The 25,983-nt window shown below is 70.8% G+C and carries 21 protein-coding genes; 7 read left to right on the forward strand and 14 right to left on the reverse strand.

The window, feature by feature from the left end:
• Window positions 1–613 precede the first annotated feature (613 nt).
• The 4 genes from NDW01_RS30915 to NDW01_RS30930 all read left to right on the forward strand — a co-directional run bounded on the left by NDW01_RS30915 (window position 614) and on the right by NDW01_RS30930 (window position 5,101).
• Complete coding sequence (locus tag NDW01_RS30915) at window positions 614–2,287, forward strand: purine-cytosine permease family protein (RefSeq protein WP_252827881.1); 1,674 nt, start codon at window positions 614–616, stop codon at window positions 2,285–2,287.
• A gap of 145 nt (window positions 2,288–2,432) precedes the next feature.
• Entirely contained in the window at window positions 2,433–3,212 is a 780-nt protein-coding gene (locus NDW01_RS30920; RefSeq protein WP_252827882.1) for a GntR family transcriptional regulator, read from the forward strand.
• 193 nt (window positions 3,213–3,405) lie between these two features.
• Complete coding sequence (locus NDW01_RS30925; protein ID WP_252827883.1) at window positions 3,406–4,830, forward strand: amidase; 1,425 nt, start codon at window positions 3,406–3,408, stop codon at window positions 4,828–4,830.
• A 16-nt stretch (window positions 4,831–4,846) separates the two neighbouring features.
• Window positions 4,847–5,101, forward strand: coding sequence for a hypothetical protein (locus NDW01_RS30930; RefSeq protein ID WP_252827884.1), 255 nt, complete (start codon window positions 4,847–4,849; stop codon window positions 5,099–5,101).
• A gap of 470 nt (window positions 5,102–5,571) precedes the next feature.
• Here NDW01_RS30930 and NDW01_RS30935 read toward each other — a convergent pair whose 3' ends face one another.
• From NDW01_RS30935 to NDW01_RS30960, 6 genes are all read right to left on the reverse strand, one after another.
• Window positions 5,572–5,928, reverse strand: coding sequence for a DUF6204 family protein (locus NDW01_RS30935; protein ID WP_252827885.1), 357 nt, complete (start codon window positions 5,926–5,928; stop codon window positions 5,572–5,574).
• 9 nt (window positions 5,929–5,937) lie between these two features.
• Window positions 5,938–7,032: a glycoside hydrolase family 26 protein gene (locus NDW01_RS30940; protein WP_252827886.1), complete on the reverse strand. Its 1,095-nt coding sequence runs from the start codon at window positions 7,030–7,032 to the stop codon at window positions 5,938–5,940.
• Between the two features lie 98 nt (window positions 7,033–7,130).
• Entirely contained in the window at window positions 7,131–9,206 is a 2,076-nt protein-coding gene (locus tag NDW01_RS30945) for a fibrinogen-like YCDxxxxGGGW domain-containing protein (protein ID WP_252827887.1), read from the reverse strand.
• A 220-nt stretch (window positions 9,207–9,426) separates the two neighbouring features.
• A complete protein-coding gene (locus NDW01_RS30950; RefSeq protein WP_252827888.1) occupies window positions 9,427–10,329 on the reverse strand; it encodes a sulfotransferase domain-containing protein in 903 nt (300 codons plus the stop codon).
• Between the two features lies 1 nt (window position 10,330).
• The gene (locus NDW01_RS30955) at window positions 10,331–12,043 is read right to left on the reverse strand and encodes a lipopolysaccharide biosynthesis protein (protein ID WP_252827889.1); all 1,713 of its coding nucleotides are present in this window, start codon (window positions 12,041–12,043) and stop codon (window positions 10,331–10,333) included.
• Window positions 12,040–13,467 carry an O-antigen ligase family protein gene (locus NDW01_RS30960; RefSeq protein ID WP_252827890.1) on the reverse strand — a complete coding sequence of 476 codons (1,428 nt, stop codon included), beginning with the start codon at window positions 13,465–13,467 and terminating at the stop codon, window positions 12,040–12,042. The genes NDW01_RS30955 and NDW01_RS30960 overlap by 4 nt, the downstream gene beginning before the upstream one ends.
• Before the next feature lie 192 nt (window positions 13,468–13,659).
• Between NDW01_RS30960 and NDW01_RS30965 the strand changes: the two genes are divergently transcribed.
• Both NDW01_RS30965 and NDW01_RS30970 read left to right on the forward strand, forming a co-directional pair.
• Complete coding sequence (locus NDW01_RS30965) at window positions 13,660–14,730, forward strand: hypothetical protein (protein ID WP_252827891.1); 1,071 nt, start codon at window positions 13,660–13,662, stop codon at window positions 14,728–14,730.
• 158 nt (window positions 14,731–14,888) lie between these two features.
• A complete protein-coding gene (locus tag NDW01_RS30970) occupies window positions 14,889–16,859 on the forward strand; it encodes a Wzz/FepE/Etk N-terminal domain-containing protein (protein ID WP_252827892.1) in 1,971 nt (656 codons plus the stop codon).
• Between the two features lie 175 nt (window positions 16,860–17,034).
• On the opposite strand, the gene NDW01_RS30975 is transcribed toward NDW01_RS30970, so the two are convergent.
• Window positions 17,035–17,931: a glycosyltransferase family 2 protein gene (locus tag NDW01_RS30975; RefSeq protein WP_252827893.1), complete on the reverse strand. Its 897-nt coding sequence runs from the start codon at window positions 17,929–17,931 to the stop codon at window positions 17,035–17,037.
• A 59-nt stretch (window positions 17,932–17,990) separates the two neighbouring features.
• On the opposite strand from NDW01_RS30975, the gene NDW01_RS30980 reads away from it, so the two are divergent.
• Window positions 17,991–18,452: a PPOX class F420-dependent oxidoreductase gene (locus NDW01_RS30980; protein ID WP_252827894.1), complete on the forward strand. Its 462-nt coding sequence runs from the start codon at window positions 17,991–17,993 to the stop codon at window positions 18,450–18,452.
• 56 nt (window positions 18,453–18,508) lie between these two features.
• Here NDW01_RS30980 and cysN read toward each other — a convergent pair whose 3' ends face one another.
• From cysN to NDW01_RS31015, 7 genes are all read right to left on the reverse strand, one after another.
• On the reverse strand, window positions 18,509–19,771 hold the full coding sequence (gene cysN, locus NDW01_RS30985) for a sulfate adenylyltransferase subunit CysN (protein ID WP_252827895.1): 1,263 nt from the start codon (window positions 19,769–19,771) through the stop codon (window positions 18,509–18,511).
• On the reverse strand, window positions 19,772–20,701 hold the full coding sequence (gene cysD / locus NDW01_RS30990) for a sulfate adenylyltransferase subunit CysD (RefSeq protein ID WP_252827896.1): 930 nt from the start codon (window positions 20,699–20,701) through the stop codon (window positions 19,772–19,774).
• Window positions 20,702–20,723: 22 nt separating this feature from the next.
• Window positions 20,724–21,494 carry a 3'(2'),5'-bisphosphate nucleotidase CysQ gene (locus NDW01_RS30995; protein WP_252827897.1) on the reverse strand — a complete coding sequence of 257 codons (771 nt, stop codon included), beginning with the start codon at window positions 21,492–21,494 and terminating at the stop codon, window positions 20,724–20,726.
• 17 nt (window positions 21,495–21,511) lie between these two features.
• On the reverse strand, window positions 21,512–22,990 hold the full coding sequence (locus NDW01_RS31000) for a sugar transferase (protein WP_252827898.1): 1,479 nt from the start codon (window positions 22,988–22,990) through the stop codon (window positions 21,512–21,514).
• Between the two features lie 263 nt (window positions 22,991–23,253).
• A complete protein-coding gene (pth, locus tag NDW01_RS31005; RefSeq protein WP_252827899.1) occupies window positions 23,254–23,841 on the reverse strand; it encodes an aminoacyl-tRNA hydrolase in 588 nt (195 codons plus the stop codon).
• 220 nt (window positions 23,842–24,061) lie between these two features.
• Window positions 24,062–24,700: a 50S ribosomal protein L25/general stress protein Ctc gene (locus NDW01_RS31010; protein ID WP_252827900.1), complete on the reverse strand. Its 639-nt coding sequence runs from the start codon at window positions 24,698–24,700 to the stop codon at window positions 24,062–24,064.
• A gap of 296 nt (window positions 24,701–24,996) precedes the next feature.
• On the reverse strand, window positions 24,997–25,977 hold the full coding sequence (locus tag NDW01_RS31015; RefSeq protein ID WP_308211825.1) for a ribose-phosphate diphosphokinase: 981 nt from the start codon (window positions 25,975–25,977) through the stop codon (window positions 24,997–24,999).
• Window positions 25,978–25,983: the final 6 nt, after the last annotated feature.

The following is a 25,983-nucleotide window of genomic DNA, read 5'->3' on the forward strand; positions in this document are numbered from 1 at the left end:
GCAGCAACGGCTCGATCCGCTGCCAGGCCGCATCGGTTAACTCATGTCGCCGGACCATGACACACCATCAAAGCCCGTCACAAGATCGACCTCAGCCGAACGCCAAGATCTACCGGACACGCCCTAGTACTGCAACGGCACTTATGTGAGTGGATAACCGCGTCGTCGGTAATGGCTGAGGCGGGCTTGGTACTGGCGTCGGCGGCGCCAGATCGACCAGGCCCAGACATGTTCGGTGATGTGAACGCCGTGGATGATCAGCTTGATCAACAGCCGGCGGATCGCCGGTAGCGTGGAGAACTAGGCCAAGCCGTGTATGGCGGCTCGCGGGACGCACCTCGCCGCCTCCGGCCGGTGGCGCACCGTTCCCATGTCGCTCCACAGTCGCCTCCCGTCGTCGCGCCCTGCGGTCGCCGCCGGGGCCGTCCGCTGCAACATGCGGCGCTATCCAGCAATATCCGGCGAAACGCACGGTCCTGCCCGCGATGACGCAGCTCAGCACCTGTGGCCGATGGTCGAGCTGCGGCGTAACAGGGCGCAATCGCTCCGTCATTCCGCGGCAACTCGTCCTTCTTAGCGTCCCCGGCGGGGATCGACGCAACGAAGGAGAGACATGGATCTGGCGGAGAATCCGGCGCTGGAGGACTACTCCCTCCGCTACGCACCCAGCGCCTTCCGTTCCTGGTCGCCATGGATGGTCTTTTTGAGCTGCCTGGTCGGCCTGTCGGCCATGGCCGGCTACGCGCTCGACGCCGCGTTCGTGAACGCCTTCGGATTCGGCAACGCGCTCATCGGCTTCGCGGTCGCCACTGCGGTGACCTTCCCGCTGACCCTCGTCGCCGCGTTCGCCATCGCGCGACGGCACATCGACATCGACCTGCTCACCCGTGGCGCCGGCTTCGGCTACCTGGGGTCGACGCTCACCTCGCTCGTCTACGCCACCTACACCCTGATCTTCCTCGCGTACGAGGGCGCCATCATGGCGCAGGCGCTGACCGCACTGACGCACCTCGAGCTCCACGTCTCGTACGCGGTCGTCGCCCTGGTGATGATCCCGCTGACGGTGTACGGCATGACGTTCAGCGCGAAGTTCCAGGCATGGACATGGCCGATCTGGGTCGCGCTGATCGGGCTGGCGCTCTGGTCGGCGGCGACCGCGCCGCACGCGGTGCACGACATGGTCAGGCCGCACGTTCCCGCGGCGGCGGCCACCGGGGTCACCGTGCTGGCGGTGTTCACGATCGCCGCCGCCCAACTCTCGCTCGCCGCGCAGGTCGGCGAGCAGGGCGACTACCTGCGGCTGATGCCCGATCCACGGCCGGGCCGCGCCGGCCGGTGGAAGCTCGCGGTGATCTTCGGCGGGCCGGGCCTGACGTTGTTCGCGGTGGTGATCTTCTTCGCGTCGACGCTCCTCGTCGGGTACGCCGAGACGCAGACCACGCCGGACCGGGCGGCCGAACCGGTGGAGCTGTTCACCGTGGTCTACCAGCGGATGACCGGCAGCCATACGGTCGCGCTCCTGCTCGCCGGCCTGCTGGTCCTGCTCTCCCAAATCAAGATCAACATCATGAACACCTACTCGGGGTCGCTGTCCTGGTCGAACTTCTTCTCCCGGCTGCTGCACCGTCACCCGGGCCGGGCGGCGTGGGTGTTCCTGCAGGTGGCGCTCGCGCTGCTGCTCATGGAGCTGGACGTCTACCACCACATCGTCACGGTCCTCTCCTGGTACGCGAACCTCGGGATCGCCTGGATCGCCGCCGTCGGCTCCGACCTGCTCATCAACAAGCGGCTGCTCAAGCTGTCCCCGGCGGGCGTGGAGTTCCGTCGCGCCCACCTCTACAACGTGAACCCGGTCGGCTTCGGCTCGATGGCGGTCGCGGCGGTCGTCGCGATCGCCGCCTACTACGGGGCGTTCGGGGCGACCGCCGCCGCGCTCTCGCCGTTCATCGCGCTGGTCCTGGCGTTCCTGCTGCCGCCGATCGTCGCCGCCGCCACGCGCGGTCGCTGGTACATCGCGCGTACGAGCGACCTGCCGGCGGACGTGGAGGTGCTGCCGTGCACGGTCTGCGCCGGTTCGTACGACGCCGCGGACATGGCCGCCTGCCCGTTCCACGACGGGACGATCTGCTCACTGTGCTGCTCGACCGAGGGCTCGTGCCGCGACCGGTGTAAACCGAACGCCTGGCGCCCGGTCGGGGAGCCGACTCTCCTCGGGATGCCGGAGAAGCGCACGGCGGCCCTGCCCGCGGCGGTCACCGCGTCCACCGAGGAGATGGGGCGGCGATGACCGAGCGGAGCGAGGGAAGCGAAAGCACGGTCGGCTCTCCGGCGAAGGAGGGCTCGTGACGAGGTCGCTCATGATCAGGCCGCGTAACACCCGGGTGATGGACCGGGAATCACGGCGAAATGGACCGACCGTAATGTGCCCGCCCATGGCGGCTCGGGGGTATGGACTGGGCGGAGCGCAGGACGCCCAGGTCCGTCGGCTGCGCGACCTGCTGCGCTCGGCGGTCCTGCGCGGCCGCTTCGACGGCGGGCAGTTGCCCGGCGAGGCGGAGCTGATGGCCTCGTACGGTGCGACCCGGGCGACGGTACGCGAGGCCCTTGACCTGCTCCGCCGCGAAGGGCTGATCGACCGGCGGCAGGGAGTCGGCACCCACGTCGTCGTCAACGCCGTCCTGGCCCGGATGGCCGAGGCGCACGGCGCGGCCGACCCGATGGCGGACAGCATCTTCAACCGGCGGATGCGCCCCCGCGTGCTCGACCGCTCGGAGGTTCCGCTGCCCGCGGCCGCCGCCGAACGCCTCGGCGCGCCTCCCGGCGCGCCGTGCCTCCGGTTGGAGTACGTCGCCCTGGTCGAGGACGAACCGACCGCGCTGGCCACCAACTACGTGCTGTTCCCGGAGGGTGAGCGGCTGCTCGCCCCGCCCTTCGACTCCGACTGGTACGCCCTGCTGCGCGAGGCGGGTCTCCGCTTCGGCGAGTCGGAGTTCATCATGGGCTGTTCTGCCGCCGATCCGGCCACGGCGTCGCTGCTCGCCGTCGCCGCAGGCGCTCCGTTGATCACGTTCGAGCAGGTGATCCGCGATCCGGACGGGCGGCCGTTCAACCTGGCGCACATTCACACGCGCGGCGACCGCTTCCTCTTCGTGTCCCGCGCCGTACGGACCCACACCACGGCATCGCGTCCCGGACGTCCCCTCGAGTCCTGACTCCGCTTCGTGGCGCCCGAGCCGCCCCGCCGAGTCCGGGGCGAGCCGTCTCATCGAGCACTGAGCCGGCGTCGTTGCACTCGACCCGGCTGAAAGAGCCCGGACCCGCACCGTCCGCCGTACGGACGGCCGCGCGGGCCCTGACCCCCGACCGCCCGTACGGGCGGTCGCATCCCCCTTGGAGGAGACCCCTATGGAGACACCCCTGACCGTGACCGAGGCCGCGGCGGCCCTGCGCGCGGGAGCGGTGACGAGCACCGAGTTGACCCGCGCGGCGATCGCCCAAGCCGACCGGCTCGACGGCGAACTCGGCACGTACCTCACCCGCTTCGACGAGACCGCGCTCGCCGCGGCCGAACGCGCCGACCGGGAACTCGCGGACGGCATCGACCGCGGACCCCTGCACGGCATTCCGTTCGGGGTAAAGGACATCCTCGCCGCGTCCGAGGGGCCGACCACGGCGCAGAGCCTGGTCCTCGCCCTAGAGTGGGGGGCCGGCAAGGACGCTCCGGTGGTCTCCCGGCTCAAGGCCGCCGGGGCGGTGATCACCGGCAAGGTCACGACCATGGAATTCGCCTGCGGCATGCCCGACCCGAATAAGCCGTTCCCGATCCCCCGGAACCCCTGGGACACCGCCACCTGGCCGGGCGGGTCGAGTTCCGGTACGGGCAGCGGTGTCGCGGCCGGCATGTTCTTCGCCGGGCTCGGCACCGACACCGCCGGCAGCATCCGCATCCCGTCGGCGTTCTGCGGGGTCACCGGGCTGATGCCGACGTTCGGCCGGGTGCCGAAGTCCGGGTGCGCGCCGCTCGGCTACAGCCTCGACCACGTCGGCCCGCTGGCTCGCAGCGCCCGCGACTGCGCCGCCATCCTCGAGATCATCGCGGGCCACCACCCGAGCGACCCGGACTGCGTCGACCAGCCGTTCACCATGCCGGACCTGGACGCTTCGCTGGAGGGCGTACGGATCGGCGTCGTCCGTGAGCATCACTTTCCGGCGGACGCGGACCCTGCGCTCGCCCCGGCGTTCGACGGGGCGCTCGCCGCACTGACCGGGCTCGGGGCGACGCTCACCGAGATCTCGCTGCCGTACTGGTCGGAGATGCTGGTCGCCAACATCGTCACGATGGCCTCCGAGGCGTTCGCCTACCACCGCAACGACCTGGTCGGCCGGTGGGAGGACTACTTCTCGGCGACCCGGCTGATGCTGGCCCGCGGCGCGCTGGTGTCCGGCGCTGACTATGTTCAGGCCCAGCGCGTCCGGCGGGTCGCGCAGGACGCGGTGGCGCGGCTGTTCGACGACGTCGACGTCATCGTCTGCCCGACCACGGCGATGGGCGCGCCGCGCTATGAGGACGTGACCGACGCCGACGGCAACATCAACATCGAGGGGCTGTTCCAGTACATCTTCACGCAGTACTGGGACTGCATCGGCAACCCCGTCCTGGCCGCGCCGATGGGCTTCACCGCATCCGGCCTGCCGCTGTCGATCCAGTTCGCCGGCCCGGCATTCGGTGAGGCCGCGATCCTCGCCGCCGGCAACGCCTTCCAGCAGGTCACCGACTGGCACCGCCGCGTGCCCGAACTCGCCGCCGCCCTCACCACCGCCACCGCCTGATCCGAGGAGAACACAGATGACCACCACCCCGTCGCCCATCGCACCGCCCGGCCCGGCCGCCGCACCGGACGCGCAGGCGCTCGCCGACGTCGGCGTACTGCTGACGCGTGCCGGCCTGACCGTCCGCGAGCCGGAGACCGCCCTACTGGCCGCCGGATATGAGGCACAGAACGCCGGGGTTGCCCTGCTGTATGCGGTATCCGAGGCCCGCTACGTCGACCCCGCGCTCCGATTCCGCGCCGACGCCCGGATCGTCGACTGGGCCGACTGAACCGGTCGGCGCCCCGCCGGTCGGAGCGGCGTCAGCCATTCCGACCGGCGGCGCGAGTATCTCTGTCAGACGAATACACAGATCGGCCGCGCCCTGCACAGATCGGCTGCGCCCTGCGAGGAACGATGCTGCATCGCCGTTACGCGGGACGCTTCCACAGCTTCGGGTAGGCGTGCGGGCGCTGGGCGTACTTCGACGGCTCGCACCGCGAGGTGCCGTCCGCGGGCGTCGAGATCGTTGTGCAGGTCCAGCCCTGCTGGCATGCCTTTGTTTTGGGAGAACGGCCCCGACCCGTTCACCGGGTGCCAGTTACGCCGGCCGATATCCTCACCGACGATCGGCCGCCGCCGCAGGCCCTCGGCCCCGCGGTCCCGGTCCGGCGGGCCGAGCCGGCCTCGGGCTCCCCGCCCGGGAACGCCGGATCGACCTGCCGACACGACAGGGCGGCATCGCGCCTCCCTGTGGGCTCCTCAGGCGTTCTTGCGGGCGGCGCGGCGTTGCCGTGCGCCCAGGGGCGCCTGGGAGAGGTCCTCGGCGCTGGACCTCAGGTTCTTGTAGCCGTAGCCGCGCCCGGTCAGCCACGCCCGCGCCGCCTCCTCCGCGCGTTCGGTCGCGACCAGGATGTCCTCCGCCGCCTCTCCCGTCTCCTGGAACCGGAAGGTGAAGGCGGGCCGGGCGGCGAGGTCGTAGCTGAGGTGGCCTTCGGGGGTGAAGGCCGCGGTCAGGACGTCATGCTCTTCGGCCTCGGCGAGGAGCTCGGCGCGCTGCTCGGCGGTGAGCCCGTCGAAGACGCCCCGGACCATGATGCGGAAGGTGCGCGTACTCATCCTCTGACCCTAGTGAGCCGCCGTCGGGTTCAGGTAGGAATTTCGGCCCGCCGCGGCGTACGAGGTGAGCATGCCCGGTCCGTTGTCGACCTTCAGGTTGCAGCCCGGCCCCGCGTCGAACCGGACGAGCCCGGCGATGTTGGGGTACTTGCTCCGGAGCACGCCGGGAATCGCGCGGTACCACTCGACCGAGCGCTTGGGATCGGCCGGGTCGTACTGCGTGCCGTACTCCGGGAGGATGAACGGCTTCTTGGCGAACCCGTGCTGCTGGAAGAAGCGGTACGTCGGGCCGACCTTCTCGTCGAACGTGTGCCACGGCCCGTTGTGGCACTTGTAGAAGTTGTACGGGTCCCAGCCCACCCAGTCGGCGTACGCGTCACCGGGGTAGGAGTCGAGCATCCGCTGCGGGTTGACTCCGCTCATCGTGCCGGTGACGACCCAGACCCACACGACGTTCGTGACGCCGGCCTTCTGGAAGACGTCGTGGACGTGCCGGGCGGCCGCGACGTACTCCGCCGCGCTGCCCTTCATCTCGCCCTTGTTCTGGTGCCGGTCCATCTCCGGGTCGAAGGACATGAAGACCTTCTTGCCGTACGCCTTCACGCGCTCGGCGACCGGCTCGATCACGGAGCGGTCGTAGGTGCCGGCCGCGATGTCACGCCACTTGTAGCTCTGCTGGGTCTGGTAGACCTTGCTCTCCCAGGCGAAGAAGAGCAGCCGGTTCTGTCCGAGCACGCGTTCGGAGGCGTCCGGGAAACGTCCCGGCCCGGGGGCGTTCGAGAAGTCGTGGAAGCGCAGGGTGAGGTCGAAGCGCCGGCCGATCTTGCTCTCGATGTCGGTCACGGCCGAGGTGAGGGACTTGCCCTGCACCGAGTAGATGCCCCAGTAGGCGCCGCACTTCGGCATGAGCTTGGCGTCGGCGCCGCAGTCTCCGCCCGGTGTGGCCGACCGGCCCTCCGCGAGGGCGACCGCCCTCGCGGGCGTCTTCCCGCCCTTGCCGTCGTTGCCGGACGCGGAGCCGCAGGCGGACAGCACGGCGCCCGCGCCGACCAGCAGCACCGCCGACAGGGCGGCGACGCGCCCGCGTGCTCTGACGATCCTCATGTGCCAAAGCCTCCCATTCCCCAGGCCCCCAACGCGGGATCGGGGAATCACCCGGTGGGTGATTCCCCGATCACGATGATGCGGAAGGTGATTTCGGATCAGGGGCAGAACCGGCCGAAGCCGCCGAGCCACTGGTAGCCGGAGCCGGTCCAGGAGCCCTGGCTCAGGTCGCCACCGGCCCACATGCACCCGTTGTTGTCCTTCACGAGCGCCCAGACGCCGTTGCCGGCCCGCGACGAGAAGGAGGGGTTCCAGTCGGGCAGGTACTTGCCCGTCTTGGCGTCCCAGGCGCCGACCATGTTGAGGCGGTGCACGTTGGAGTAGCCGCCGGTCTTCGGGTCCGGGTACGTCCAGCCGTCGGTGTAGTCGAAGTCGAAACCGTGCGACCCGGCGTACAGGACGCCGTTGATCTCGACGGACGACTGGAAGTCACCGCCGGAGCGGGCGAGGTTGCCGCCGATCTTCTTGTCGAAGTCCCGGTCGTAGACCTGCAGGTCGTGCTCCGACCCGCCCATCCAGACGCGGTCGCCGACCTCGAGGATCGTGTTGCGGTACGGCTTGCTCGGGTCGTCGGTGCTGGGGATCCACTTGGTGTCGCCCAGCCCCGAGATGTGGCCGCCCGGTGCCGCCGTGCTGACGATCGCGAAGTCCTTGAGCGACACCTCCTTCTGCTTGCCCATGTGCTGCATGCGGCCGCCGAAGTAGACGCGGTCACCCTGCGAGCTGGCGTCGAGCGAGTAGACGCCCGCGTCGAAGAACGGGTTCCAGGTGGTGTCCGGGGTCCCGTCCGTCACCTTGACGCGCGCGGCGCCGCCGACCCAGAACGGCGACTTGCTGATGGTCGTGCCGCCCTTGATGTGGTCGAACGTGCCACCGATGTAGAGCCAGCCGTCCTGGATGTCCATGGCCCGGCCGCGCGGGATGTTGGGGTTGCCGTTGGCGTCCTTACCGCCGCGGATCAGGCTGGACTTCCAGGTGGACAGCGGCGCGCCGGTCTTCAGGTCGAGTGCCGCGAGGCCCGACGTGTTGGCGACGCCGTTCACGTTGGTGAAGTCACCGGAGACGAACAGCTTGTCGCTGGTCCCCTTGATCGCCCAGACCTCACCGTCCAGCTTGGGCCGGAACCCGGTCTTCCACTCGCCGGTGCTCGTGTCGAACGCCGCGAGGTAGGACTGCTGGACCTTGTCGCCGGCCGCCGGGTTGGCGCCCTTCTGCACGTACTTGAACTCGCCACCGACGTAGAGGGTGCTCCCGACGACGCCGAGGGCGTGCACCTCGATGTGGTTCTCACCGCTGAGGCCGCTGACCACGCCGGTCACGCCCCAGGGGCTCGGCGAGGTCTTGCCGCTGAGCAGCTTCGGCGTGGCCGGGGCCGGACCGCCGGTCGAGGTCGTGATCTTTGGACGGATCCAGACCTGCGTGAAGGGGGTGGGCAGGCCACTGGAGGTCGCCTTCCAGAGGTAGCTGCTCGAGCTGGTCGACGCGCCCGAGATGCTCGTGGTGTAGGCGAAGCCCTTCTTCCACGAGTCGGCCTGGGCCTTGACGGTCGACAGGCCGTTGTACGGGTGCAGGAAGTCGGACTTCTTGATCGCGTCGGTGTACCCGCCGTCGTAGGTCGTGCCGTCGAAGGACGCCGAGCTCAGCGGGAGCCCGCCGTCGAAGGTCCACGACCAGTCGGCCAGGTCCTTGTACTTGAGCGAGACGTCCTGCCAGGAGGTGCCCTCGGCGTTCTTGGCGCGGTGAAGCCGCACCTCGTCGATCGAACCACCGTTGAACAGGCCGTTGATGGTGTCGCCGGGGACCGTGGCCGGTGAGAAGGCGCCGGTGCCGGTCGGGGTGTTGCGCACGTTGGACGCGCTGCTCTGGCCGGCGTAGTGGAAGTTCCAGTTCTCGCGGCCACGGCCGACGAGAATCCAGCCTCCACCGTCGGTGGTCATGTCGCAGTAGAACTGCTGGGCGCTGCTCATCCGAGGCGTCTTCAGCCAGTACAGGCCGGTCGTGCTCTTCGGATAGTCCTGCTTGACGGCCCAGCAGGACAGCGCGGCGGCGCCGGAGGACTTGCCGTCCGGCGCGCCCGCACTGGCCCAGTTGGGGACGAAGATGACGCCGGCGGCGACCAAGGCGGCCGCACCGGCGACCAGGGGGGCCTTGCGCGCAGGCAGACGGAATGCCATGAACTCTCCCGCGGAGATAAAGCGGCGAGCAGAGGGGCTCGGGGATAATCAATCTGCGGCACAGAGAAGCTGGCGCAGGAACGTGGCAAAATTAGTGCAACGTGCACTCGTTGTCAACGAGAGTAATCATTTCGCTATTGCCGGTGATTAGCGCGAGAAAAATCGCTGCTGAGGCGAGTAAACCTCCCACGGGGGCTGCGCGTCGCCCCACGCCGCCGCGTCAGGCCGGCCAGGAGTACTCCTCGCCCAGCAGCTCGTACAGGGCCCGGTTGTGCGGCCGGTAGAACTCGGTGAGCTCCTCCTTGGTGGCCGGATTCATCGGCGGCGCCGGAAGATGGTTGTGCCGCTCGGCGATCTTCAGCGGATGTGCAGGAAGTCCCAGGAATTCGGTGACCCGGTCCACGGCCGCCTGTTCGTTCGTGTACAGGTCCTCCGCCGGCATGATGAGGAACTGCTCGCGTGGGAAGACCGAGAACCAGTGCTCCAGCTGCGGCCGGTAGATGCCGCGGTCCCGGTAGGTGTAGAAGTCGTGGGCCCGGCTGTAGTACATCGGGTCGGCGGCCATCTTCTCGCGCTCGCCGCGCAGCCGCTCCGGCTCGGCCGCCAGGGCGTCCTCGAAGCTCAGGTCCTCGACGCCGTCCCCGACCCGCTCCCAGTAGTGGGAGTAGGCCCGTTTCACCGGATCGCGCAGCGTCACGATGATCTTCACGTCCGGAGTGCGGGCGCGCACCCGCTCCGGCACCGGCGGGTAGTACATGTAGTACGGGCAGGCCTCGCCGGTGACGGGCCGGGGGCCGCCGAGGCGCTGCTGGATCCGGTCGAGCTCCTCCTCGGTGGCGAAGTGCGAGCGGTACCAGTCGTCGCCCCGGTCGTAGTTGACGTAGTAGTAGCCGGGGCTCTTGACCCCGCGCGACTCCGGATACATCGGCATGACCAGCGGGTGCTGGATGAGGTAGTTCCACAGCGAGGTCGTGCCGCCGCGCTTGGTGCCGATGATGAGGAAGTCCGGCAGGTGCCGCCGGCCGGCGGTCCGCACGGCGTACGCGCGCGTCGTCGCGTTGGCCGCGTCCTTCACCCAGCGTGGCGAGCGGTCCTTCGCCCACCCGACGAACCCGGTCGGCACGTCAGCCCTCCTCTTTCTCCCCGGCGCGCCCGCGTGACCGCAGCGCCCCGAACATCACGTCGGCCTGCAGCACGTGCCGCAGCCGCCACAGCACGGCACCGTAGCCGCCGGTGGCCAGGACGGCGTACGCGGCGAACGCCGGCAGGCCGGTGCCCAGGAGGATCCGCAGCACGATGCCGAGGCCGCCGAACCACACCAGCGCCCAGGCCCCGACGGGAGCGAGCGTACGTGTCCGCAGCCGCAGGCCCATGAGGTAGCGAACCTGCACCACGGCCAGCAGGTTGTCCACGAGCATCGAGACGCCCCACGCGGTGGCGGCTCCGATGATGCCGAACGACGGCACCAGCAGCAGGTGCAGCACCACCATGAGGACCACGACGACGGCCTTGTCGATCAGGTTCCACGAGCTCTTGCCGCCCATCAGCAGGACCGTCTGCACGTTCCCGGTCGCCAGCACCAGCGCCATGGCGCAGGCAAGGATCGCCATCGCCCCGGCGCCGCCGCGGAAGTCCGTGCCGAACAGCGTGAGGACGAACGGCCCGAACACCGCGAGGGCGAGGTACAGCGGCCAGGAGGCGGCGACGATCCAGCCGGTCGCGACCGCGTTCAGGTCCTCGGCCTGCCGGGTCTCCCCCCGCGCGAGCAGGCCGGCGATCTGCGGCGCGACGGCGAGCCGGGTGGCCGCCAGCACGAGCGTCCCGGTCGTGATGAACCGGCCGGCCGTGGCGTAGATGCCCGCGTCGTGGCTGGACACCATCGCGCTGACGAGCGGAACGCCGAGCCAGGTGACGACGATCTCGAGCATGGCCGCCACGCCGCGCAGCCCCGAGAAGGCCCAGAACTCCCGGACCGCCGAAGACGCCGCGCCGCCGGACGCGATCCCGTCCCCTCCGGCCAAGGCGGGTGCGATCTGGCCTGCTCCGGCCACCGCGGGTGCGATCGGGCCTGCTCCGGCCGCCGCGGGTGCGACCTGATCCGGTCCGGCCGCCGTGGACGCGACCCGGGCCGCTCCGGCCGCCGCATGGTCCTCCGACTCCGCCCGGCGGAGCAGCCGCCACAGGATCGCGACCGCCGCGACGAAGGTCAGCGCGATGGGCAGTGACCAGGCGACCATGACCCCGCCGGCGCCGTAGCCGACGGCGGCGACGGCGATGACGAGCACCGGGCGGCTCAGCGGCGTGACGACGTTCGCCTGGACGGTGAACGCGGCGAGACTGCCCATGCCGCGGGTGCCCGAGAGCGCGACGTTGCGGGCGGCCGACACGGCCAGGACGGGTCCGCAGACCCGCAGCAGGAACACCGCGTCGTCATGGTGCGCGGAGTCGACGAGCAGCCCGGCCAGCCACGGCGCCAGCGCGAACACCGCGAGCCCGGCGACCGCGCCGACGGCCAGCACGGGGACCAGCGCGGCGACGACGACCCGGCGGAGGTCACCGACCCGGCCGAGGGCGCGCAGGCGCGCCGTCGTGCGTACCAGGCCCGTGTCGGCGCCCAGCTCGGTGACCTCCGTGAGGATCATGAAGAGCGCGACCACGGTGAAGAAGACGCCCGTCTGCGCCGGGCCCAGCACCCGCGCGACGACGACGGTCAGCAGGAAGCCCGCCACCGCGGCGACGCCGGAGCCGACCAGCCCGATCGCCCCGCCGCGCGCGAACTCCCGTACGTGCGAGCGCCCGGCGCGGTCGTCCCGCGCGGCCTCGGCCTGAGTGGTCAATCGTCGTCCTCTCCCTGGCTCCAGGTCGGCCCCGGGGTGTAGCGGACCCAGCCGGACAGGGTGCGGACGTCCGACCGGGCGAGGCCGGACCCGGCCCGCCGGCGGGGCGGCCCGAGCGGCGCCACCTCCGGGCCGCCCGCCGTCTCACGCATCACGAGCGCCGCCGCCACGAAGATCACCACGAGCTGGGAGCCGTCCAGGCCGTAGTAGAACATCATGAAGGAGGCCATGACCGTCACGACGTGCAGCCACAGCAGCGCGCCCGGCGCGGCTCGCGTCCGCAGCGGAAGCAGCCACAGCCAGGCACAGAACAGGGTCAGCGCCACAAAGCCGAACGAGAACATGACGTTCCAGAACTGGCCCTGGGTGCCGACCGAGATGCTGAGGGTGAGCGACGGACGCGGCGCGCCGAATCCGATGAACGGCGACTCCAGCGTGCGCTCGAACGCCTCCCGGTAGATGGTCGCCCGGCCGGCGTTCGTGGAGCTGTACTGGGTGCGGCTGCCGATGCTCTGCCCGACCCCGAGCGCCGAGGCCGTCGCCAGGCCGATGCCCAAGAGGACGAGCACCGCCGCCAGCCACTTCACCTGCCCGCGGAAGCCGAACCGGACGGCGGCGTACACGACGCCGACGCCGACCGCGAGGAACATCCCGCGGTTCAGCGTGCTGAAGGCGGGGACCAGCGAGGCGAGGAGCAGGACGGTGACCGCCTGCCGCCGCCACCGGACCGCCGCCGTCCGCATGTACAGGATCGCGAACGGGACCAGCAGCGCGAAGTGGCTCCCCCACGTGTTGGTGTACGGGAACGGCGCGCTCGGCCGGTTGTAGGCGCGCGGCGCCCCCCATGGCCGCTGCACCTCGGCGAACTTCGGGTGGACGAGGTCCTTCACGTAGTCGTTGCCGGCGATCGAGCCCGGCAGCAGACTCTGCATGGGCGTGCTGATCGACCCGTTCGGCAGGATGACGCCCAGGTAGCCGCCCGCCACCACCCAGATCCAGAACAGCACCATGAGGCCGATGGCGCGGGACAGCGGCAGCGCGCGGCGCGAGGCGTTGTAGACATAGAGGAAGAAAATGGTGGCCGCGGCGTAGTTCATGAACCGGAAGACGAACCCGATCATGCGGCCGGCGCTGTCGAGCTGGGTCGCCGACAACGTCATCCAGATCAGGAACAGCAGCCACAGCCCGAACGCGGGCGGCACACGGAGGCCGCGCCGCAGCAGCAGAACGCCGAACATCGGCAGCGCGGCCAGATCGGCGGCGAACCCGCCGAGGCCCAGCACCCACAGGACCGGGTAGCCCGCGAAGAACACCGCGAACGGCCACCGGGGCAGGTCCTGCCCCCATGACTCCTCTTCGGAGGAGGGGGCGTCGGAGACGCGCCGGGATCCCGGCCGCGCGTTCGAAGAGCTCACGGCGGTCACGCGGCGATCAGACCCGCAGGCCGGGAGCCGCGCTCGACGGGGCGCGCCCGGCCGCCGGAACCGCCTTCGTATCCGTTCGACACCGACAGCTCCTTAGACTGCTTGTCCCGCCGCCACGCCGGCAGGAGTTTACCGGGGGCGGCCCCGGGCCTTACCTTCTCAAAGACTTCAGTGGGGAGAGCCGGGAACAGCATGCCCATCCGCCTGTACCGCGCGTCGTCGGTGTTTCTGGCCGCGCTCTGCGCCTTCTGGCCGACCACCGCCACCGCGCGCGTCGACGGAGATCCGGGACCGATCGACGCCCAGGTCGTCGAGACCGTGACCGACACCCGCATCACGCAGGCGAGCGGGCTGGCGACCAGCGAGAACGGCCGCATCCTCTACAGCCACGAGGACTCGGGCCGCTCCACGGACGTCTTCGGGCTCGACGCCAAGGGCAGACCGCAGTTCACCGTACGCCTGCCGGCGGGGTCCAACCAGGACTGGGAGGACATCGCCGCGGTCCGGCTCCGCAACGGCAAGCGGGCCATCTACGTCGGCGACATCGGCGACGCGCTGAGGACCCGTCAGGCGGCGAAGAAGTCGAGCCGGCGGGACTACGCGGTGCTGAAGTTCGACGAGCCGCCCGCGAACTCCACCGGCCAGGTCACCCCGGCCGGCCTGGAGACGTACCACCTGCGGTACGCCGACGGCGTCCCCGGGCGCAACGCCGAGTCGCTGCTCGTCCAGCCCGGCACCGGCCGCGTCTTCGTCGTCACCAAGACCGAGACCGCGCAGCAGCAGGCGTCGCTGTGGGAGGCGCCGGCGAGCCTGAACCCCCAGGGCGTCAACCTGCTGCGCAAGGTCATGGACGTCCCGGTCACCCGGGCCTCCGGCGGCGACTTCTCCCCCACCGGCGACCGCGTCGTCATCCGCGACGACGACACCGCGTACGTCTGGTGGATCAACGACGGCGACGTGGCCAAGTCCCTCGCGGACAAGCCGACGGCGGTCCTCCTGCCCCAGCAGAAGCAGGGCGAGGGGGTCACGTTCACGCCGGACGGTCACTCGCTGCTGGTCAACTCCGAGGGCGTCGACCAGCCCATCTGGCGGGTGCCGCTGCCGAGCTCGGTCAACGCGATGACCACGCCGCTGCCCGCGCGGCAGAGCGCCGGCGACACCGGCGGCGGCCAGGACACCACCCTCGTCGCGCTCGCCATCGGCGGTGCGGCGTTCGTCCTCGCGGTCGCACTCATCGGCTTCCACGTCCGACGCCGCGCCTGACGAGTCCCGCGCGTTCGTCGGCCGCCGCGCCTGACGGGTCCCGCGCACGTCAGGCGCCGGCGCCTGACGAGACCCGCGCAAGCACACGGATCGGCCAAGCCCGGCAAGGTATGTTATGGCGGTCTCATAGACCTTCGGCGAAGGGGCCACGCAGTCAGATGGACGCCACGGCCACGGGGGGCTCGCGCGAGCTCGCGGACTACCTCGCAATGCTCAAACGCCGCTGGTGGGTGGTTGTCGCCGCGGCCGCGCTCGGGATCGCGGTGGCGGCGATGCTCGTCGTGGTGATGCCCAAGACCTACTCCGCCTTCACGGTCGTGAACGTCACGCCGACGACCCTGGACAGCGGCAGCCAGTCCGGCAAGCAGCAGGACATCAACCTGCAGACCGAGGCGCAGCGCGTCCGCTCGTACGACGTGGCCGAGCGGGTCGCCCGGAACCTGCACTCGAATCAGACGCCCACCATGCTGAGCTCGTCCGTGTCGGTGAACGTCCCTAACAACTCGACGGTCCTCTACATCACCGTCAACGCCGCGACCGCCCAGGGCGCGCGGGACCGTGCGCACGCCTTCGCCCAGGCCTACCTCGACGACCGCCGCGACAGCGCCACCGGGGTCCTGATGACCCAGCTGGGGGCCCTCCAGCGGCAGATCAACTCGCTGTCGAAGCAGCTGCGGACGATGACCGACAAGGTGCAGAAGAACCTGGTCGTCGCCCAGATGCAGGCCCTCAACAACAAGTCGTCCGACCTGCGCGTGTCGGCGGCCAACGTCAACCCCGGCCAGATCATCACGGACGCGCGGCTGCCCGGCTCGCCGTCCGACCCGAGCCTGATGAGGTACCTGCCGAGTGGGTTCGTCGGCGGCCTGCTGCTCGGCGTGGTCCTGGCGATCCTCCTGGACCGTACGGACAAGCGGGTGCGCACCGCGCAGGACATCGAGCGGGTCCTCGACCTGCCGGTCCTGGTGGACATCCCGGCCAAGCGCGGCCGGGAGGGCCTGGGCCTGCTGCCCGCGCGCAGCCGTACCGGGCAGAGCTTCCACGAGCTCTCCCACGTGCTCACGGCCACGCTGGGGCACGGCAACCACGTCCTCCTGGTCACCGGCGCGGCGCCGGGCCGCGGCGGCAGCCTCGTCGCCGCCAACCTCGCCGCGGCGCTGGCCCGTACGGGCTCGGACGTCCTGCTGGTCTGCGCGGACCTGGGCTCCTCGCTGGCCGGTGAGATCCTCGGTCTTCCGGAGGGGCCGGGCCTGTCGGAGGTGCTGCTCGGCTGGGCCGAGCCGCAGGAGGTGGTCCGCAAGAACCACGGCGCGCCGACGCTGAGCGCCATCACGGACGGCGCGAACAGCGAACTGGCCGCCGAACTGCTGCAGCGCGAGCAGATGACCCGCCTGATCGGCTCCTTGCGGGAGAACTACCGCTTCACGATCATCGAGGCCCCGTCCACGGAGCTGGGCGCGGACGCCCAGGCGCTGGCGGACCTGGCCGACGCCGCGATCATGGTGGTCGAGGTCCCGCTCGCGCGCTACGCCCAGGTACGGGACGGCGTCCGGCGCATCGACCGGATGGGCGCCGCGGTGATGGGCGCGGTCGTGCTGCCCGTACAGGACGACAAGGTGTCCGCGCCGCCGCCCCGGCCGCTGCCGGCCCGGACCCCGCCTCCGCTGCGCGAGCGGCCGGTTCATCCCCCGACGATGACGGCGGGCACGGCGACGCCGCAGGGCAAGTACCAGGCCATCGAGGACGCGCCGACGGTGCTCGACATGGTGGCCGTGTCCGACGAGGGCGCCCCTCCCCCGAAGGGCCGCCGGCACCGGCCCGAGCCGCTCCCGCCCGCGTCCGGTGAGCAGCCCGCCCGGCCTTCGGCGTCGGCGCGCTCCACGGCTCAGGCGAGGTCCGAGCTGGCCCGGTCCGTCGAGCCTTCGCGCCACGCCGACCCGGCCCGCCCTGCGGACGCGGCGCGCCCGGCTGAATCGGCACGTCCCGCGGAGCCGTCCCGCCCGGCCGCCCAGCCGCGCCCGGCCGAGGCGGCACCGCGGACCGACACCGCCGAGTCGGCACGGCCGGCGCCGGCCGACAACAGTTCGGCGGAGACGGCCGCCAACCCCAAGGTCACCTGGACGACCTGAGCGACCACCGTCCGGCGCGCGAAGGCAGACCTCCGCGCGCCGGGTGGTCACGGTTTCGCCGAGCGCCGACGGCGCAAGGCGCGCTCCTCTCGAAGGCCGGCCCCCTCGAAGGCCGGGCCCTCTGCAGGCCGGACTCCTCGAAGGCCGGATCCCCGAGGGTGAGACTCTGCGCGGGTCAGATGCCCCGGCCGCGGGCGTGCAGGGTGAGCAGGACCCGCTTGCCGGAGACGGCGCCGCTGGCCACCGCGAGTGCGAACGGCACCCGCCGCTCCTTCCAGTTCGCCCGCATCGCCCGGCCCGCCCAGCGCACGGCCTCCCGGCGCCGGCCGATGGTGGCGCAGCCGAACGCGATCTGCCCGTACACGCGCGCGGCCGCCTCGGGGGACCGGCCGATCTCCGGGTAGCGGTCGAGGAACCACCGCAGGGCCTCGACCTTCGTCTCCCAGGCCTGCGCGTAATAGGACGTCTGCCCGAACAGCACGCGGACGTACGGCCGGTCGACGTTGACGATCGGATGCCGCCGGGCCGCGCGCAGCGCCAGGTCCCAGTCCTCGCCCTGGCCGCCGGGGATCGTCTCGTCGACCATGCCGATGTCGATGAGCGCCTCGCGCCGCGCGACGTACGTCGAGGAGTGCACGCTCACCACGCGGTCGCCCACCAGGTCGTCGAAGCCGACCCGGTCGGCGCCGGCCAGTCGGGGCAGCTCCCGGCCGTCGAACGCGACGAGGATGCCGCAGCTGGCCAGGACCGCCTCGGGCTCGGTCTCCAGCGCCGCCACCTGAGCGGCCAGCTTGCCGGGCAGCCACACGTCATCGTCGTCGCAGGAGGCCACCAGATCGGTGTCGAGCGCGAGGATGCCGGTGTTGCGGCTGCCGGGGAGGCCGGGCGTACGAGTGTTGGCGATGACCTCGACCCGGTCGCCGGCCAGACTCGGGTCGGGTTCGGCCCGGTCGTACACGACGACGACGCGCACCGATCCGTCGTAGTCCTGGGCCAGCACGGACTCGATCGCCTTGCGCAGCAGCCGGGGACGGTTGTGAGTGGGGATGACCACTCCCACAGAGGGCAGCACCCGGGAAAGTTTAGGCTGCTGTGCGTAATCATGAGCAGCGTCCGGAAGGGTGATTTCAGGTGGCTCCGAGGATCGCGACCGCCGAGCGGGTCGACCGTGACCAGTTGCTGGAGTTTCTACGGCCCCGGCACCACGGGATGTTGTCCACCGTACGGGCGAGCGGCCGGCCGCAGATGTCGCCGGTGACCTGCGGCGTGGACTCCGACGGGCGGATCGTCATCTCGACCTACCCCGCGCGGGCCAAGGCGCGAAACCTGCGCCGGGACGAGCGGGTGTCGATCTGCGTGCTGTCCGACGACTGGGACGGCCCGTACGTCCAGGTCGACGGGCGCGCCGAGGTGCTGGACATGCCGGAGGCGCTGGACGGGCTGGTGGAGTACTACCGCTGCATCGCCGGCGAGCATCCCGACTGGGACGAGTACCGCGAGGCGATGCGGCGGCAGGGCAAGTCGCTGATCCGCATCCACATCGAGGAGTGGGGGCCGATCGCGACCGGCGGCTTCCCGCCCGAGCAGTCCTGATCCGAGCGGCGTACGGGCCCGGCGCCCCTGGGGAGCCGGGCCCGACCCCGTTCGATCTAGCGGTTCTCCATGATCATGCCGGCGCCGACCGTGGCGTTGGTGGCCTCGTCGATGAGGATGAAGCCGCCGGTGGCGCGGTTGCGGGAGTAGTCGTCGGCGAACAGCGGCTGGGTGACGCGCAGCCGCACCCGCCCGATCTCGTTCAGATCCAGGCGCTCGGCGTCCTCGTGCCGGTGCAGCGTGTTGACGTCGAGCCGGTACTGCAGCTCCTTGATCATCGCCCTCGCGGTGCGGGTCGTGTGCTTGATGACCAGCTTGCCGCGCGGCACGAGCGGGCGCTCGTCCGACATCCAGCACACCATCGCGTCGACGTCCTGGGTGACCTGGGGCCGGTTGTGCGGCCGGCAGATCATGTCGCCCCGGGAGATGTCGATGTCGTCCTCCAGCAGGAGCGTCACCGACATCGGCGGGAACGCCTCGTCCACCGGGCCGTCGGCCGTGTCGATCCGCTTGATCCGGGTGGTCAGCCCGGACGGCAGGTGCATGACCTCGTCGCCGGGCTTGAGCACGCCGCCCGCGACCTGCCCGGCGTAGCCCCGGTAGTCGTGCAGCTCCGGGTCGGTGGACTTGTGCGGCCGGATGACGTACTGCACCGGGAACCGCACGTCGATGAGGTTCCGGTCGGAGGCGATGTGGACGTTCTCCAGGTGGTGCAGCAGCGACGGGCCGTCGTACCACGGGGTGTTCGCCGACCGCTCGACGACGTTGTCGCCGTGCAGGGCCGAGATCGGGATGAACGTCAGGTCGCCGACCGACAGCTTCGCCGCGAAGGACGTGAACTCGTCCTTGATGCGCTCGAACGTCGCCTCGTCGTAGTCGACGAGGTCCATCTTGTTGACCGCGAGCACGAGGTGCGGCACCCGCAGCAGCGTCGCCAGGAAGGCGTGCCGGCGCGACTGCTCCAGGATGCCCTTGCGCGCGTCGATGAGGACGATCGCCAGGTCGGCGGTCGAGGCGCCGGTCACCATGTTCCGGGTGTACTGGATGTGCCCGGGAGTGTCGGCGATGATGAACTTCCGCCGGGGCGTGGCGAAGTAGCGGTAGGCCACGTCGATGGTGATGCCCTGCTCCCGCTCGGCGCGCAGGCCGTCGGTGAGCAGCGCGAGGTTGGTGTACTCCTCGCCCCGGTCGCGGCTGGTGCGCTCGACGGCCTCGAGCTGGTCCTCGAAGATCGACTTTGAGTCGTACAGCAGGCGCCCGATGAGGGTGGACTTGCCGTCGTCGACCGAGCCCGCGGTCGCGAGCCGCAAGATGTCCATTTAGAAGTAGCCCTCCCGCTTGCGGTCCTCCATGGCGGCCTCACTGGTGCGGTCGTCGGCGCGGGTCTGGCCGCGCTCGGTGATCCGCGTGGCGGCGATCTCGGCGATCACCTCGTCGAGGCCGGTCGCGGTCGACTCGACGGCGCCCGTGCAGCTCATGTCGCCGACCGTGCGGTACCGGACCGTCGCCTCGAAGGCCGGCTCGTCCTCACCCCGGTTGGAGTACGGGCTGTCGGCGAGCAGCATGCCGTCGCGTTCGAAGACCGTGCGGGTGTGCGCGAAGTAGATGGAGGGGATCTCCAGGCCCTCCATCCGGAGGTAGTCCCAGATGTCGAGCTCGGTCCAGTTCGACAGCGGGAAGACCCGGACATGCTCGCCCTGGCGGATCCGGGTGTTGTAGAGGTTCCACAGCTCGGGCCGCTGGTTCTTCGGGTCCCACTGGCCGAAGTCGTCGCGGAAGGAGACGACGCGCTCCTTCGCGCGGGCCTTCTCCTCGTCCCGGCGGGCGCCACCGAACGCGGCGTCGAACCGGTGCTCCTCGATCGCGTCGAGCAGCGTGGTGGTCTGCAGGCGGTTCCGGCTGGCCCGCCGGCCGGTCTCCTCGACCACGCGCCCCTTGTCGATGGACTCCTGGACGGACGCGACGACGAGGCGGACGCCGAGCTCGGCGACCCGGCGGTCGCGGAACTCGATGACCTCGGGGAAGTTGTGCCCCGTGTCGACGTGCATGACGGGGAAGGGGACCGGCGCCGGCCAGAACGCCTTCTCGGCCAGGCGCAGCATGACAATGCTGTCCTTGCCACCGGAGAAGAGCAGGACGGGCCGTTCGAACTCGGCCGCGACCTCCCGGATGATGTGGATCGATTCGGATTCCAGGACGCCGAGCTGAGACGTCCGGTAGTCACGGGTGTCCGCGGTACTGCGCTGCATGTGGAGCCGCTCCCGGGTTCGTTTACGAGACCGCCCGGATTCCGGCGAGCAGCGTTGGCGCCAAATCCGGGTGGCAAACCAGGATATCCGGCAGCAGGGTGTTCTCATTGTTGTAGGTCAGGGCTGACCCGTCGATGCGGGAGGCGTGGGCGCCCGCGGCGAGGGCGACCGCGACCGGCGCCGCGGAGTCCCATTCGTACTGACCGCCCGCGTGCACGTAGGCGTCGACGTCGCCGAGGAGCACCGCGGCGACCTTCGCGCCGGCCGATCCGATCGGCATGACGCGCACGTCCGGCTCCACCTCCTCGACCAGCCGGTCGAGGAACGCGGGCGGGCGGGTGCGGCTGACCGTCATCCGGATCTGCGACGGGTCGGGCAGCGGAGGCGGCGTCAGGGGCTCGGCCGTGGAGAGGGTGCGGCCCTGGGCGGGCAGTGCGACGGCCCCGGCGGTGAGCCGCCCGGTGCCGTCGGCGTCCCGCTCCCAGAGCGCGACGTGAACGGCCCAGTCGGACCGCCCCTCCTCGCCGTACTCGTACGTGCCGTCGAGCGGGTCGATGATCCACACGCGGTCGGCGTCGAGGCGGCCGAGGTCGTCCTTGCCCTCCTCGCTGAGGACCGCGTCGCCGGGGCGCTGCCGGGCGAGCGCCTCGGTGATGCACACGTGCGACTCTCGATCGCCGGTGTCCCGCAGTGTTCGTACGTCGGCGAAGCCGGACTCTGCGCGCAGGCGGAGCAGGAGCGCTCCCGCCTCGGTGGCCAGGTCCCTGGCGAGGGCGTGGTCGTCGTGGATCACGTACTTCTCTCTACACGTCAGTAGGCACCGGAACCGTGCAGGACGGCCGCCCAGGTCTTCCACAGGATCTGCAGGTCGAGGGTCAAGGACCAGTTCTCGACGTAACGCAGATCCAGGCGCACGGATTCCTCCCAGGTCAGGTCCGCCCGTCCGCTCACCTGCCACAGACCGGTCATGCCCGGTCGTACGACGAGGCGGCGGCGCACGTCATCACCGTACTGTGCGACCTCGTCGGGCAGCGGCGGGCGGGGGCCGACCAGCGACATGTCGCCCCACAGCACGTTGAACAGCTGGGGCAGTTCGTCGAGGGAGTAGCGCCGCAGCCAGCTCCCGATCCGGGTGACCCGCGGATCGTTCTTGATCTTGAACAGGACGCCGTCGTGCTCGTTGAGCTGCAGGAGCTCGGCCTTGCGCCGCTCCGCGTCCACGACCATCGTCCGGAACTTCAGCACCGTGAACTCGCGGCCGTCCTGACCGACCCGGACCTGGCGGAACAGCGCGCGACCGGGGCTCTCCAGCCGGATGGCGATCACGATGGCGGCCAGAAGTGGCCACAGGACCATCAGCGCCGCGGTCGCGACGGTGCGGTCGAACGCGTTCTTGACGAGCCGGCGGGCGCCGCTCAGCTCGGGATGTTCGACGTGCAGGAGCGGCAGCCCGGCGACCGGGCGGATGGAGGTACGCGGACCGGCGACCTCCATGAGCGCCGGGGCGACGACGAGGTCGACGTCGTCCTTCTCCAGCTGCCATGCGAGGCGGCGCAGCGCCACGCCGTCCAGTTCGGGGCAGGCGAGCACGGCGACGGTGTCGGCGTGCACCGCCTCGACGGTTCCGGCGATCCGGGCGAAGTCCCCCGCGACCCGTACGCCCTCGATCTCACGGACCGCGTCGTCGCCCGCGGCGAGCATCGGCGGCAGGCAGGCGGCGACGATCTCCATGCCGTGCTGGGGCTCGCGGCGCAGCTGCCGCACCAGGTCGGCCACTGCCGCGCGGTGGCCGGCGGCCACGACCCGGCGCATGCACTCGCCGGCCTTCCGCCGCCGGTGCAGCCGCTTGCGCAGCTGGTACCGCCCGACCAGGTCGAGGCCCGTCGTGAGGGGCAGCGCCACGATGACGTAGCCGCGGGCGACGTCGATCTTGGTGGCGTACGCGAGGATCGCCACGGTCGCCGTCAGCGAGAACCCGGCCTGGATGATCCGGCGGAACTCCTCCGAGCCGACGCCGAAGAGCCGCTGCTCGTACGCGCGGCCCATGCCGAGCACGCCGGTCCACAGGAAGGGCAGGAAGAGGCTCAGCCCGATGTACGGCGTGCTCCACGGGTCGCCGAACGTCGGATAGCGGAACCGCGCGACGAAGGCGAACAGGCCCGCGAGCAGGGCGACGAGGAAGTCGACGCACCATGCCTGCCGGGCATAACCGGAGGTCCAGGCCTCGACCTGGGAACGACTGCTGTGGGCGGCCTGGGCCTCCGGCCACGCCTTTCCGACGACCGCCATCTCACCCCTCGCCGAGCAACACGAGACCTCTGCTGAAGCAGGACGCCCAGGGGTCACCGGAGGTTCACAGGTTTCGGAAGAAATCGCCCTTCGTGTCACTCCGGGGGCGGTGAGCGCCGAAACAGTGATCTTTCCGGCGGCGACCACGGACACGGCGCCGCGCTCCTGGGGGTACACGAGGCACGATAGAGACAGAGAGCGCACAGAGGGGCGGAAACCACGTAATCGACCGCACGTGGCCTCTCCGCTGGGAGAAGGTCTTTCTAAGCGGTATGAAAGACGTTCTGCGCGCGGTCCAGGCCGTCGGTGAGCAGCGCCTCCGTCGCGTCGGCGGCACGCTCGGTGTTGAGGTCGAGCTCCTTGCGCTCGGTCCCGGAGAAGTCGCGCAGCACGAACACCGCGGCGTCCATCCGCCCGGGCGGCCGGCCGATCCCGAACCTGACCCGCAGGTAGTCGCGCCCGCCGAGCGCCTTGGTGATCGAGCGCAGGCCGTTGTGCCCGTTGTCGCCGCCGCCGCGCTTCAGGCGCAGCGTGCCGTACGGGATGTCGAGCTCGTCGTGGACGACGATGACGTGCTCGAGCGGCACCTTGTAGAAGTCGCGCAGGGCCTTGACCGGGCCGCCGGACTCGTTCATGTACGACCGGGGCTTGGCGAGCACCACGCGGAGCCCCGCGAGCCGTCCCTCGACGACCTCGGCGCGCGCCTTGTGCGCCTTGAACCGGCCGCCCATCCGCGCCGCCAGCAGGTCGAGGACCATGAAGCCGGCGTTGTGCCGGTTGCCGGCGTACTCGGGGCCCGGGTTACCGAGCCCGACGACGAGCCAGGGAGCGTCCGCGCCCGCGTCCGCCATCACCGACCACCCTCCGACGCATCAGAGCCCGCGCGGGGACCGCCGGGCCTGTCCGGCGCCCATTCCGCACGGGCTCACCGCGCCCCGGCCGGGGCGCACACGACTCATGGACCACGCGGTACCGCGCAGGGGGCCGCCGCGTCGCCGCGACGGCCGTCCCGGGGGCTGGGGAGGCACTGTCACTCCTCGCGTCCCGGGGCGTGCTGGAGCGGGAGGAGTGTTACTCCTCGCCGCCCTGCTCGGTCTCGCCCTCGGCGGCGGGAGCCTCGGCGGCGGCCGCCTCGCCCTCACCGGTGGTCGCGGCCTCGATCTGCTCGGCCGTCGGCGCCGCCAGCACGTGCAGGACGAGGGCCTCCTCGTCGGCGCCCAGGCTCGCGCCCGCCGGCAGCTTGAGGTCCTTGGCGAGCACCTGGGTGCCGACCTCCAGGCCCTCCACGTCGACCTCGACCGCCTCGGGCAGGTGGGTGGCCTCGGCCTCGAGGGCCACCTGCACGAGCTGCTGGTCGAGCATGCCGCCCGGCGCCACCTCGCCCGTCACCTGGACCGGGACCTCAACGGTGACCTTCTCGCCGCGCTTGACGACGAGCAGGTCCACGTGCTCGAGGAAGCCCTTGAGCGGGTCGCGCTGGACGTCCTTCGGCAGCGCCAGCTCGGCGCCGTTCTCCAGACCCTCCACGCGCAGCAGCACGTTGGGCGTCTTGAGGGCGAGCATCAGCTCGTGGCCGGGCAGCGTGATGTGCTTCGGGTCGGTGCCGTGGCCGTACAGAACAGCGGGCACCTTGCCGGCCCTGCGAGCGCGCCGTGCGGGGCCCTTACCGAATTCGGTGCGGGGCTCGGCGGCAATGCGTACCTCGGACACGGCGAAAACTCCTCGCTCAAATGAAGCTTGTCAGTACAAGTCGACGCGCGTAACGTCGAAGATCATCGGTGCTCCTCGCGGCCGGGCCCAGAGTGGGCGAGCCCTTGAACGCAGCGTCGGACGCACACGGTCTCCCAAGTTTAGCCGATCCGCGTTCCGGTTCGTGCGGAGGACCGCGAATCCAGCTCCGGTCCGCCTCGGGCCGCCGAGGAGACCGGTGACCGAGCCCGGCCACGACGGCCGAAAGGGCCGGTGACCGGGCTCGATCGTGGCCGCCGGGAACGGCGGCCGCGAACTCAGCTGTGACCGCCGAAGAGGCTGGTCACCGAGCCGTCGCTGAACACCTCGCTGATCGCGCGGGCCAGCAGCGGCGCGATCGACAGCACGGTCAGCTTGTCGAATCGCTTGTTGTCCGGAATCGGCAGCGTGTTGGTGAGAACGACGTCGGAGATCCGGGAGTTCTTGAGCCGGTCGACGGCCGGCCCGGACAGCACGCCGTGCGTCGCGGCCACGACGACGCGCTCGGCGCCCTCCTCGAACAGCGCGTCGGCCGCCTTCACGATCGTGCCACCGGTGTCGATCATGTCGTCGACGACGACGCAGGTGCGCCCGGCGACCTCGCCGACGACGTCGAAGACCTTCACCTCGTTCGCGACCTCGGGGTCGCGACGCTTGTGGATGATGGCCATCGGGCAGCCGCCCAGCTCGTCACTCCACCGCTCGGCGACGCGCACCCGCCCGGCGTCCGGGGCGACCACGGTCACCTGCTCGGTGTCCAGCTTGGCCCCGAGGTGCCCGGTGAGGATCGGCAGGGCGAACAGGTGGTCCACCGGGCCGTCGAAGAAGCCCTGGATCTGCGCGGTGTGCAGGTCGACCACCATCAGCCGGTGCGCGCCGGCCGTCTTGAACAGGTCGGCCATCAGGCGCGCGGAGATCGGCTCGCGGCCGCGGTGCTTCTTGTCCTGCCGGGCGTACCCGAAGAACGGCGCGACGACCGTGATCCGCTTGGCCGACGCGCGCTTGAGCGCGTCGACCATGATCAGCTGCTCCATGATCCACTGGTTGATCGGCGCGGTGTGGCTCTGCAGCACGAAGGCGTCGGAACCGCGCACCGACTCGTTGAACCGCACGAACGTCTCACCGTTCGCGAAGTCGTACGCCGAGGTGGGCGTCGGCTCGATGTCGAGAGCCTCGGCCACCTCTTCGGCGAGTTCGGGATATGCCCGGCCGGAGAAGAGCATGAGCTTCTTCTCGCCGGTCGCCTTGATCCCTGTCACGCGTAC

The sequence above is a fragment of the Actinoallomurus soli genome, from assembly GCF_024055715.1.
Taxonomy (GTDB): Bacteria; Actinomycetota; Actinomycetes; order Streptosporangiales; family Streptosporangiaceae; genus Actinoallomurus; species Actinoallomurus soli.